The sequence below is a fragment of the Catellatospora tritici genome (assembly GCF_019083965.1).
Taxonomy (GTDB): Bacteria; Actinomycetota; Actinomycetes; order Mycobacteriales; family Micromonosporaceae; genus Catellatospora; species Catellatospora tritici.
Map to the genome: position 1 here is coordinate 276926 of NZ_JAHRCY010000008.1, position 11021 is coordinate 287946.

The following is an 11021-nucleotide window of genomic DNA, read 5'->3' on the forward strand; positions in this document are numbered from 1 at the left end:
TCGCGGCCGGTGCCTCAGCGCGCGGCGCGGCGCCGCGCGAGCAGGTGCACCTGGGTGGCCACGTCCCGGTACGGCGGCAGCGCCGACACGGCCAGCTCGAACGCCGTCAGCGCCTCGGGATCGGCGTCGGCGATCACCCCGGGCACCGCGTCGGCGACGACGCGCACGCCGTGCGCCGACTCCACCGCCAGAGCCGCCCCGGCCAGCAGTGCCTGCGCGTCGGCCAGGTCGAAGCGGCGCCGGAGCGTGTCGCGCGCGGTCAGCCGGGCCGCGGGGTCGGCGAGCAGGTCGGCGGCGGCGCGCCACTGCCCGGCCATGGCCCGCGACAGCACAGCCGCGGCCCGGTTGGCCACGAGCACGCTGGCCGCGCCTCCGGGACGCAGCGTGTCGTGCAGCGCCTGGGCGACCGCGGCGGGGTCGTCGACGACCTCCAGCACCGCGTGGCAGAGCACCAGGTCGGCGCCGCCGGGCGGGACCAGGTCGCCGAGGGAGTCGGCGTCGCCCTGCATGGCGTGCACCCGGTCGGCGACCCCGGCGTCGGCGGCCCGGCGCAGCAGCGAGGCCAGCGCGTCCGGGCTGGGGTCAACCACGGTGACGCTGTGGCCCGCCTCGGCCAACGGCACCGCGAACCCGCCGGTGCCGCCGCCGACGTCGACGACGGTCAGCCGCCGCCCGTCCTGGGCCGCCAGCTCCGCCCGCAGCACCGACCAGATCACTGCGGTCCGGGGTCCCGCGATCCGCGGCTGCGCCACACTCGTCCGCTCCACGCTGGCGAGCCTAGCCGACCGAGGCACCGCCCCCGGCGTGCCGCCGCGCTCAGTCGCGCCGCACGTCCCCCCGGCGCACCACCAACGCGCCCCGGTAGCGCGCGGTCAGCTCGGCTATCTCGCCGTCGCTGAGCTGCACGGTCATCAACACCGCGCAGGCGATCGGGTCGATGCCGGTGCTGAAGGCGAGCTTGTCGGCGCCGGGCAGGAAGTCGCGGCGGCCCAGCTCGATCTGCACCCGGGTCAGTTCGACCCAGCTGCGCTCGCAGGTCTGCACCCGGTAGGGGGCGCTCCCGGCGACGGCCTTGAGTCGCTGCAGCGTCTTGGGCAGGTCGGCGGTGGCGGAGACGGCCACCACCCAGGAGCCGTCGCGGTCCTTGGCGAGGCCGACGAACGTCTCGCGGTCGGCGTCGACCACGGCGGACAGCTTCGCGGCGGGCGACCCGGCCACCACGATGGTGACCACGGTGCCCGCGGGCACCCGGGTGCCGGGCGCCGGCACCGTGTTGACCACGGTGTTGGCGTCGGCCACGACGCCCGGTTCGTACTTCATGATCGGCACGAGCTCGCCGTCGAGGATCTCCTTCTCCACCACGACCGGGTTGTCGGAGGTGAGGTTGGGCACCATCGACATCCGGGCCGAGGCGGTCGGGGACGGCACCGGGGCCGGATCGGCGGCGGGCTGCTGCGCGCATCCGGCCAGGCCGGCCAGTGCCGTCGCGGCCAGGGCCAGTGTCCACTTGTGCATGTTGACTCCCTCTGCGGTTGCGGGGTCAGACGTGGCCGGCGAGCCCGTGGTTGCCATCGATCTCAGGAGGTCAACAGCGTCACACCGAGATGGGCTTCGATGGTCGCGATCCGGTGCGACAGCACCTGGGTGCCGCCGGCGCGCGAGCCGATGTGCATGCCGATCGCGTACGCGTTGGCGGTGCCGGACCGGTAGTAGACCGGCGCCCCGGAGTCCCCGGCCTGCGACAGCACCTCGTTGTTGCGCCAGCCCGACATGAGCCCGGTGGTGCAGCCGTCGGCGTCGCAGAGCTGGTCGAGCAGGCTCAGCACCTCGATGTTGCAGGTGGCCTTGGTCTTCATGCCGCTCTGGCAGAACAGGTCACCCACCAGCGGGTTGTACCGGCCGATGATGTTGCGCTTGACCGGGCAGCACGGGTCGGAGTGGATGACGTTGTCGTACGTCTCCGTCGACGACAGGACCGCGATCATGTCGTAGTCGGGGTAGCCGAACTCCCCGGTGCTGGCGCCCCAGTAGTTCGGACCCGAGTAGATCGACTGGCCGTTGGCGAAGCAGTGCCCGGCGGTGACGCCGCCCTTGCGCCCGTCGCTGTTGCGCTTGACGATGAACCCGGCGGTGCAGGTGTTGTTCGAGGCGGTGCCCACCCCGGCGCGGATCCCGGCGCCGCCGAAGTGCGGCTCGCCGTCGTCGAGGCGCCCGTCGCGGCGCACGTCGCCGAAGTCGACCACGACCCGGCCGCCCAGCGCGTCCCGCAGCGCCTGCGCCGCCTGCGGGAACCGCGGGTCGAACCCGACGTGGAAGCGCGAGTCGCGCGGGTCCAGCCCGAAGCTGAAGACCGCCTTGGCCGCGTCGGCGTGCCAGGCCCGAGCGTGCAGCACCCGCTCCGCCTCGACCAGTTCTGCGGCGCTGTGGCAGCCGACCATGGTGCGGGTCTTCACACCCACCACGCGCGCGGTCGCACCGGCTGTGTCCAGCCGTTCCTGCAGCCCGGAGGCGTCGCGGTAGTCGGGGGTGACCACGGTGACGATCGTCTGCGTGGCGTGGTCCATCACCGTGCCGATGAGACCGGCGGACAGCTGCTCGGCCAGGGTGCTCGCGGGCGTCAGGCCCAGGGCCGCGTCCCGGTCCGCCTGGACCCGGTGGTTGAGGTCGATGGCCTTCGTATCGGCCAGCCACGCCTCGTACCGGGGCAGTTCGGTGGCGGCCAGTGAGCTGTCGAGGGTGACCGGCCGGGAGTCGACGGTGCATGCCGGTGCCGCCACCTCGACCGCGTGTGCCGCATCGCCCAGAAGGGTGGCCAGCAGCAGCCCGCAGGTGGATGCGGCAAGCAGCGTTTTCCTCATGCCGGTGTCCGATCGTCTCTGAGGTGTAGGTCGGACAGACGGTATCGGCACGATGCGGTCCACACAAGACTTTCTCATGTCTGATATGGACTAGCAGTAATCGATGGACTACCCGAAGTCGCGATACGTGAAAGCGGCCCCCATTCGGGGACCGCTTTCACACCTTTACTGCCGGGTCTTTCACAGGCTGCGCGCGCTGATGTCGCCGTAGTCGGTGGTCGCGCGGATGTTCAGCCCGGCGGCGTCGCCCTCGGTGTTGTTGAGCGCGTTGTGGATCCGGCCGTAGCTGGTGCCCGCGTCGAGAATGGCGGAGACGCCGCGGGCGGCGCCGACGTTCACGTTGCCCATCCGGGTGCTCAGCACGACCACACCGGCGCCGGCCTCGGCGATGTCGATGTCGCCCTTCTGGACGCTGATCTCGGCGGGCCCGGTGAGGCGGCCGATCGCGACGTCACCGGCGTGGGCGTTCACCCGTACGCTGGCGGCCTCATCGATCTTGACCACGCCGTGCGCGCCCTCGCAGGCCACGTCGCCGAGCCGTCCGACGCCCCGGAACTCGGTGGCGGCGGCCTTCGCCTCGACCCGCGAACCGGCGGGCAGCTGGACGGTCACCTCGACGGACCCGGACGCGCCGAGAATCTGGTTCTTCTCGGCCGGACCCTTGATCCGCAGGACGCCGTCGCCGAACTCGACCTCGGTCTGTTCGGCCGCCCTGACGTCGCGGCTCTTGGCGGCGTTGGCGGGCCGGACCTCGACGGTGGTGTCGCTCCGATCCGCGGCGATGACCTGGATGCGCCCGGCGGGGATGTCCAGGACGGCGGAGATCGCGGCGGGGGTGTCGAACTTCTGCATCTTGCTCTCCTGTACCTCGTTGTTTCTGACAACGGAAACGCTACGTTGCGTTCGAGAATCTCGCAACAAGCTCGTTGCGTCTTAATTGCATTACCACAGGTAAATGGCCGATTTTCGTTGCAACAGATGAAGAGCTAACGCAATGCACGGCAACCCGCTTGTTGCATTGACCCAGCGCGAACGCTACGCTGTGCGGCACAGGCGACGAAATGTGGAGGGAGACGGCGGTGCCGGGAGGCAGACTCAGCCAGCAGGAACGTCAACAGATCGCGCTGGGGCTGGCCGACGGCCTCGCCTACGCGGAGATCGCGCGACGCCTCGACCGCCCCACCTCGACGATCACGCGTGAGGTGATGCGCAACGGCGGCCCCACCGCCTACCGTGCCGACCTGGCCCACCGCGCCACCGAACGCCGCGCCCGCCGGCGGACCCCGTCCCGGGTGCAGGGCACCCCGGTGCGCGGGGGTGGCCGCGACGACGAGGCCGTGCGGGAGTACGAGGAGGCGTTCACCACCCTGCTGATGCACCAGGGCCTGCCCAAGATGATGTCCCGGGTACTGACCTGCCTGTTCGTCGCCGACGAGGGCAGTCTCACCGCCTCCGAGCTGGTCCAGCGCCTCCAGGTCAGCCCGGCGTCGGTCTCCAAGGCCATCGCGTTCCTGGAGGAGCAGGGCCTGATCCGCCGCGAGCGCGACGAGCGCCGCCGCGAGCGCTACTCCGTCGACAACGACGTCTGGTACCAGTCGACGATCGCCAGTGCCCGCGGCATGGCCCAGATGGCCGAGACCGCGCGGCAGGGCGTCGGCGTCCTCGGCCCCGGCCCGGCTGCCGCCCGCCTGGAGAACATCGCCCGCTTCAGCGACTTCATCAGCGAGAGCATCATGCGCGCCGCAACGCAGGTCCGCGAGATCCTGCACACGACCGCCGCACCTGCTCGCGAGCAGTGAAGAAGGGTCCCTTCCACGTCACATTCCGATAAGAAGGGCCCCTTCCTTACCCCGGAGGGTGCTAGCACCCTTGGCGGGCGCTAGCGCCAGTCGCGGGACGCGGGCTTCGTGGCGATGTGCAGCGGCGTCACCTTGTCGGCCACCAGGTTCATCACCCCCGAGGCGCTCTCCAGCCGCCCGCGGACGATCAGCGCCGAGTTCAGCTGCACGATCTTCCGGCTCCGGGTGAACAGGCCCGGCGAGCACACCACGTTGAGCATGCCGGTCTCGTCCTCCAGGTTGAGGAAGATGACCCCGCCCGCCGTGGCGGGCCGCTGCCGGTGCGTGATCAGGCCGCCGACGGTGATCCGGGCGCCGGACTCCACCCCGGACAGTTGCGCCACCGGCAGCACGCCGTCGGCGTTCAGCCGCGGCCGTACCAGCCGGATGGGGTGGTCGTCCGGGGACAGCCCGGTCGCCCACACGTCGGCGACCAGCCGCTCCACCTCGTCCATGCCCGGCAGCATCGGCGCGTGCACACCCACCGCGGTGCCCGGCAGCCGGTCCGGGGTGTCGGTGGCGGCGGCCCCGGCGGCCCACAGCGCCGCGCGCCGGTCCAGGCCGAAGCAGGCGAAGGCGTCCGCGGTGGCCAGGGCCTCCAGTTGGGCGGCGGTCAGGCCGGTGCGCCGGGCCAGCTCGGTCATGTCCGCGTACGGCCGATCGCCGCGCACCTCGACCACCCGCTTGGCCGCCTCCTCCCCCAGCGTGCGCACCGTGTCCAGGCCCAGCCGCACCACCGGGCCGCCCAGCCCCCACTTCGAGGGCGGCTCGCCCGGCGCGCTGCCCCACCGCGTACCCGGATCGCCTTCCAGCGTCGCTTTGACCCCGCTGGCGTTGACGTCGGGCCGCAGCACCCGCACCCCGTGCCGCCGCGCGTCGTCGACCAGCGACTGCGGCGAGTAGAAGCCCATCGGCTGCGCCCCCAGCAGCGCCGCGCAGAACGCCGCCGGGTGGTATCGCTTGAGCCAGGCGCTGGCGTACACCAGGTAGGCGAAGCTCATCGCGTGGCTCTCCGGGAAGCCGTAGTTGGCGAACGCGGCGAGCTTGTTGAAGATGTCGTCGGCCAGCTCGCCGGTGATGCCGTTGTGGGCCATGCCGTCGTAGAGCCGGTCCTTGAGCCGTTCCATCCGCTCCATCGAGCGCTTGGAGCCCATCGCCCGGCGCAGCTGGTCGGCCTCGGTCGGGGTGAAGTCGGCGACGTCGACGGCCAGCTGCATCATCTGCTCCTGGAACAGTGGCACGCCCAGGGTCCGGGCCAGCGAGTTGCGCATCCGCGGGTGCGGGATGTCCACCTCCTCCAGGCCGTTCTTGCGCCGGATGAACGGGTGCACCGAGCCGCCCTGGATCGGGCCGGGCCGGATCAGCGCCACCTCCACCACCAGGTCGTAGAAGCGCTCCGGGCGCAGCCGGGGCAGCGTCGACATCTGCGCGCGGCTCTCCACCTGGAACACCCCGACGGTGTCGGCGCGGCAGAGCATCTCGTACACCTCGGGGTCGTCGGGTTTGAGGTCGCCGAGGTCCAGTTCGTCGCCGAGGAAGTCGTAGGCGTAGTGCAGCGCCGACAGCATGCCCAGGCCCAGCAGGTCGAACTTGACCAGGTCGATCGCGGCGCAGTCGTCCTTGTCCCACTGCAGCACGGTGCGGCCGGGCATACGGGCCCACTCCACCGGGCACACCTCGATCACCGGGCGGTCGCAGATCACCATGCCGCCGGAGTGGATGCCCAGGTGGCGCGGCGCCTGCAGCAGCTGCCCGGCGAAGTCGACCACGTGCTGCGGGATGCCCTCGACGTCGGCGGCGGAGATGCCGTTCCAGCGGTCGATCTGCTTGCTCCAGGCATCCTGCTGGCCCGGCGAGAAACCGAAGGCGCGGGCCACATCGCGCACGGCCGAGCGCGGCCGGTACGAGATCACGTTGGCCACCTGCGCGGTGTGCTCCCGCCCGTAGCGGCGGTACACGTACTGGATGACCTCCTCGCGCCGGTCGGACTCGATGTCGACGTCGATGTCGGGCGGGCCGTCGCGCTCCGGGGCCAGGAACCGCTCGAACATCAGCCCGCCGTCGGGGCCGAGCGGGTCCACGTTGGTGATCCGCAGCGCGTAGCAGACCGCCGAGTTCGCCGCCGACCCCCGCCCCTGGCAGTAGATCCGCTCCCGGCGGCAGAAGTCGACGATGTCCCACACCACCAGGAAGTAGCCGGGGAACTCCAGCTGCTCGATCAGCGCCAGCTCACGGTCGATCCGCTCGTACGCCTCCGGGTACGCCTGCCGCGGCCCGTACCGGTCCGCCGCCCCCGCGTACGCCCGCTCCCGCAGGAACCCCACCTCGTCGACCCGGTTGCCCGCCAGGTCGGTGAACGGCGGCAGCTTCGGCGCGACCAGCCGCAGATCGAACGCCAGCTCCGCCCCCAACCGTGCCGCGTACGCCACCGCCCCCGGGTACGCCCCGAACCGCGCCGCCATCTCCGCCCCCGACCGCAGGTGCGCGGTGGCGCCCGCGGGCAGCCAGCCGTCGAGCTGATCCAGGCTGCTGCGGGCCCGCACCGCCGCCGTGACCGTGGCCAGCCGCCGCCGCCCCGGCGCGTGGTAGTGCACGTTGTTGGTGGCCAGCACCGGCAGCCCGGCCGCGGCCGCGAGCTGCGCCAGCGCGTCGTTGCGGTCGCCGTCGAGCGGGTCACCGTGGTCGGTCAGCTCCACCACCACGTTGTCCTGGCCGAACAGGGTCACCAGCCGGTCGAGCTCCTTCGCGGCGGCACCCATGCCGCCGTCGCCGCCGCTGCCCGGCGGAGCCAGCAGCCCGTCCTGCAACGCCCGGGGCACCAGCCCCTTGCGGCACCCGGTCAGCACCACCCCCTGCCCGTCCAGCTGCCCGGCGATCTCCTCCAGCCGGTACTTCGGGCGCCCCTTCTCGCCCCCCGCCAGGTGTGCCTTCGACAGGGTCCGGGCCAGGTTGGCGTAGCCCTGCGGGCCTCTGGCCAGCACCAGCAGGTGCGCGCCGGTCGGGTCCGGCACGCCGCCGCGGGGCGTACCGGCCAGGTTCAGCTCGGCGCCGAAGACGGTGGGCAGGCCGTGCTCACGGGCCGCCTCGGCGAAGCGGACCACGCCGTACAGGCCGTCGTGGTCGGTGATGGCCAGGGCGCCCAGCCCCAGCCGCACCGCCTCGGCCACCAGCTCCTCGGGGTGGCTCGCCCCGTCGAGGAAGCTGAAGTTGGTGTGGCAGTGCAGCTCCGCGTACGGCACGCTCGTGCGCGGCCGGACCACCGGCTCCGGCCGGTACGGCTCCCGCTTGCGCGAGAACGCGGGCGCGTCGCCGCCGTCGGCGAGCGGGTCGACGGCCTTCCCGCCCCGCATCCGCCGCTCCAGCTCGGCCCACGACAGGTTGTCGTTACTGCTCCATCCCATGATTCGAACAAGTGTACTACCAAGTCGATCATGAATACACGGGGTCCCGGCATGCCGTGAGCTGCGGGTCAGTCGAAGTGGAGAGTTACGGTCCACTCGGCGGCGGACAGGGTGAGCAGGAGGGCGCGGCCGTCTGCCAGCAGAACCTGGAGGCGGACCGCGCGGACCGCGCGGCGCGAGTCCCACCACTGCTCGTCCACCGGCCACGGCCCGGCCCAGCCGACGACCTCGGCCGCGCCGCCCTCCAGCACCAGCCGGGCCGGGTCGGCGGTCAGCTCCAGTCGCCCGCTGACCCCCACGAGCTGCCCGGACGCGTCCAGCAGCCGGGCGGGCAGCGGCTGGTCCAGCACCACCGCGGGCGACGGCGGCGGCAGCCGCCCCGGCCACGGTCCGGCCGGCCGGGCGGTCACCCGCTCGTCGCCCCACGGCACCAGGGTCGCCTGCTCGCGCGGGTCGCGGCCGCCGCCCAGCACCGCGGTCACCACCGCTTCCGGGCCGAGGATGCCCTGCACCCGGTGCAGGGCCCGGTGGGCCCGGTCGCGTTCCACCCCGGGGTCGCCCCACAGCCCGGCCTGCAGCCCGACCTGGCGCACCAGCCCGTCCGGGACCAGCCGCAGCGCGACGATGCCCTGGTCGAGGCGCTTCTGCGTGATCCAACCTTCGAGCTGCCAGCGGGTACGGTCGGCGATCCCGCTCGCGGTCAGGACGCCGTCGTGGCGCCATACCCGGTGCAGTTCGCGGCCGTCGGCGGTGACCGCGCCGATCGCCAGCCGCGTACACGCCATCCCGTATCCGGCCAGCCGCTCGTGCAGCCGTTCGGCCAGCGCCCGCGCCGCGAACGCGGCCGTGTCGACCCGGTCCACGGGTTCGTCGAACCGCTCGTCGACCTCCAGGTCGGGTGGGGCGTGCCGGACCGCGAGCGGCCGGTCGTCCCGCCCGGCGGCCAGCCGCTGCGCCAGGGCCGCGTCCAGCCCGAACCGGGCCAGTACGTCGCCGGGCGGCAGCGCCGCGAAGGCACCGAGGGTGGTGATGCCCAGCCGGCGCAGCAGCCCCACCAACTGCGGGCGTTCCAGCGTGGCCACGGGCATCTCGGCCAGGAACGCGGGCGTCTGCCCCGGCGGCACGACGCGGCCCATCCGCGCGGCCAGCAGCGCGGCGAAGGTGCCGTCGGCGACGCCGATCTGGGCCTCGACCCGGCACTCCTGCGCCACCTGCTCGATGATCCGTTCCGCCGCGGCCTCCTCGCCGCCGTGGTAGCGGGCCGGACCACGGGCGGCGAACGCGCACACCCCGGCCCGCAGCACCGCCACCGAGGCGGCCACCTCCTCGACCGCGACCAGCACCGGCTCGAAGGCGCGCACGTCGCGCACCGGGTCGTAGTCGACGACGATCAACTGCGGGCAGCGGGCCTGCGCCTCCCGTTTGCGCAGCCCCCGGCGTACGCCCTCGGCGCGGGCGGCGCCGGAGGAGGCCACCACCCGGTTGGCGTGCAACACCGCCACCGGGCGGTCGGCGGGGACGCCGTCGACGAGGTCGGCGGCGATGACGGGCCAGTCGGGGCACCAGACGAGCATGGTGCGCAGGGTGTCGCGCATCCCGCTCACACCAGGTGCAGTCGGCGGACGGGCGCGTCGGGGTGCCTGGGGGCGGCCGGGGGCGGGGACACCTCGGCGCGGACCTTGCCGTACAGGGTGGCGGCCAGGTCCGCGGTGGCGGGCAGCCATACGGTGGCGCGGCGGGGGCGGGCGGCGGCGCCCCGGCCGGACGCGCTGATGCTCAGCTCCCGGCCGCGCAGCCGCCCCCGACCGGGTCCCAGGCCCTGCCAGGCACCGTCGATCAGGCTGAGGGTGAGGTCGGCGCCGTCCCAGGCGCGGCCGGGGCCGCAGAACGGCACCAGCACGCTGCCGCGCTGGCGGGCGCGAGCGGCGAGTTGGCCGCGCACGGTCGGGGCGACCGAGCCGGGCGGGGCGACCACGACCACGTCGAACCCGTCGAGCAGTGCCCCGGCCACGGTGGCCCACTGCGGACCCGGGTGCGGGACCAGCGCGAACCGCTCCAGCACGATGCCCAGTTCGGCGGCGGCGGCCATACCCAGGGTGGGCAGGCCGACCACGGCGCACCAGGAGCCGGCCGCCGACGCGGCGGACAGCAGCGACAGCAGCAGTGAGGTGGTCCCGCCACAACCGGGGTCAGGGCTGGGGGCGACCGCGACCGTGCTGCCCCGACGCAGCCCACCGGGCAGGAGTTTGCGCAGCTCGGGCAGCACCGGCAGCGTACGGTCAGGGCCGAGGCCGGAGCTGTCGTCGGTGAGGTCGCTGGCTCGCCGCACCGATTCGTGCCACGTCTGCGGTGACCGGGCCAGGCTCAGCCCCGTCATGCTGCCCGCCCCCTGTCGTCGCGATCGGTGAAGTGGTGCCACCCGGACCTCGGTACGGGTGTCGCGGTTTCGGGGGCGCCGATGGCGGCGCTTTCCCCGAAACCGCGATCTGGTGTCAGGTCAGGCCGCGAGGTCGAGCATCTGCTCGATCAGTTCGATGAAGCGCCCTGCCTGCTGCCGGATCGTCTCGGACTCCTCGGCGGTGACCCGCGCGATGCCCGCCTCGGCCGCGGACCGCTTGGCGGCGCCGGCGGAGAAGAACGTCGACCAGGGGTTCAGCTCGGGGGCGACCATGCTCAGCAGAATCCAGACGCTGGTGATCTGCTTGCGGCGGGCGGGCGCGGGGGTGGCCCTGGCCGCGATGACCGCGGCGGCGGCCCGAAGGGCGGCCAGGTGCGCGGCGGCGTACTGCTGGGCGTGGCCACTCACCTCGTTCGCCTCGGCGAGCCCGCGGCGGGCCAGGTTCATCAGCTCGATCGGGGTGCGGTGGGGCAGCGTATGCGCCGGCACCGTCGTCGTGGCTCTCATCTCGGCGGTTCCCTCCTCG

General features: G+C 73.2%; 9 protein-coding genes. 1 reads left to right on the forward strand and 8 read right to left on the reverse strand.

The window, feature by feature from the left end; genetic code table 11:
• Positions 1-14: 14 nt before the first annotated feature.
• The 4 genes from KUA19_RS20310 to KUA19_RS20325 form a co-directional block, all read right to left on the reverse strand.
• Positions 15-767: a methyltransferase domain-containing protein gene (locus KUA19_RS20310; RefSeq protein WP_217397772.1), complete on the reverse strand. Its 753-nt coding sequence runs from the start codon at positions 765-767 to the stop codon at positions 15-17.
• A 49-nt stretch (positions 768-816) separates the two neighbouring features.
• A complete protein-coding gene (locus KUA19_RS20315) occupies positions 817-1515 on the reverse strand; it encodes a PASTA domain-containing protein (RefSeq protein ID WP_217397773.1) in 699 nt (232 codons plus the stop codon).
• A gap of 62 nt (positions 1516-1577) precedes the next feature.
• A complete protein-coding gene (locus KUA19_RS20320; protein ID WP_217397774.1) occupies positions 1578-2858 on the reverse strand; it encodes a chymotrypsin family serine protease in 1281 nt (426 codons plus the stop codon).
• Between the two features lie 180 nt (positions 2859-3038).
• The gene (locus KUA19_RS20325; protein ID WP_217397776.1) at positions 3039-3710 is read right to left on the reverse strand and encodes a DUF4097 family beta strand repeat-containing protein; all 672 of its coding nucleotides are present in this window, start codon (positions 3708-3710) and stop codon (positions 3039-3041) included.
• A 227-nt stretch (positions 3711-3937) separates the two neighbouring features.
• On the opposite strand from KUA19_RS20325, the gene KUA19_RS20330 reads away from it, so the two are divergent.
• Entirely contained in the window at positions 3938-4657 is a 720-nt protein-coding gene (locus tag KUA19_RS20330) for a GbsR/MarR family transcriptional regulator (RefSeq protein ID WP_217397778.1), read from the forward strand.
• Between the two features lie 80 nt (positions 4658-4737).
• On the opposite strand, the gene KUA19_RS20335 is transcribed toward KUA19_RS20330, so the two are convergent.
• From KUA19_RS20335 to KUA19_RS20350, 4 genes are all read right to left on the reverse strand, one after another.
• Positions 4738-8097: an error-prone DNA polymerase gene (locus KUA19_RS20335; RefSeq protein WP_217397780.1), complete on the reverse strand. Its 3360-nt coding sequence runs from the start codon at positions 8095-8097 to the stop codon at positions 4738-4740.
• A gap of 68 nt (positions 8098-8165) precedes the next feature.
• Positions 8166-9692: a DNA polymerase Y family protein gene (locus KUA19_RS20340; RefSeq protein WP_217397782.1), complete on the reverse strand. Its 1527-nt coding sequence runs from the start codon at positions 9690-9692 to the stop codon at positions 8166-8168.
• Between the two features lie 5 nt (positions 9693-9697).
• Positions 9698-10474, reverse strand: a complete 777-nt coding sequence (imuA', locus tag KUA19_RS20345) for a DnaE2-dependent mutagenesis accessory factor ImuA' (protein WP_217397784.1) — start codon at positions 10472-10474, stop codon at positions 9698-9700.
• A 120-nt stretch (positions 10475-10594) separates the two neighbouring features.
• Positions 10595-11002, reverse strand: a complete 408-nt coding sequence (locus KUA19_RS20350) for an SAV_6107 family HEPN domain-containing protein (RefSeq protein ID WP_217397993.1) — start codon at positions 11000-11002, stop codon at positions 10595-10597.
• Positions 11003-11021: the final 19 nt, after the last annotated feature.

Bases quoted from the DNA above. Each gene is read 5' to 3' on its own strand.
- KUA19_RS20315 (WP_217397773.1), bottom strand. From the start codon at position 1,515: ATGCACAAGTGGACACTGGCCCTGGCCGCGACGGCACTGGCCGGCCTG.
- KUA19_RS20320 (WP_217397774.1), bottom strand. From the start codon at position 2,858: ATGAGGAAAACGCTGCTTGCCGCATCCACCTGCGGGCTGCTGCTGGCC.
- KUA19_RS20325 (WP_217397776.1), bottom strand. From the start codon at position 3,710: ATGCAGAAGTTCGACACCCCCGCCGCGATCTCCGCCGTCCTGGACATC.
- KUA19_RS20335 (WP_217397780.1), bottom strand. From the start codon at position 8,097: ATGGGATGGAGCAGTAACGACAACCTGTCGTGGGCCGAGCTGGAGCGG.
- KUA19_RS20340 (WP_217397782.1), bottom strand. From the start codon at position 9,692: ATGCGCGACACCCTGCGCACCATGCTCGTCTGGTGCCCCGACTGGCCC.
- imuA' (WP_217397784.1), bottom strand. From the start codon at position 10,474: ATGACGGGGCTGAGCCTGGCCCGGTCACCGCAGACGTGGCACGAATCG.
- KUA19_RS20350 (WP_217397993.1), bottom strand. From the start codon at position 11,002: ATGAGAGCCACGACGACGGTGCCGGCGCATACGCTGCCCCACCGCACC.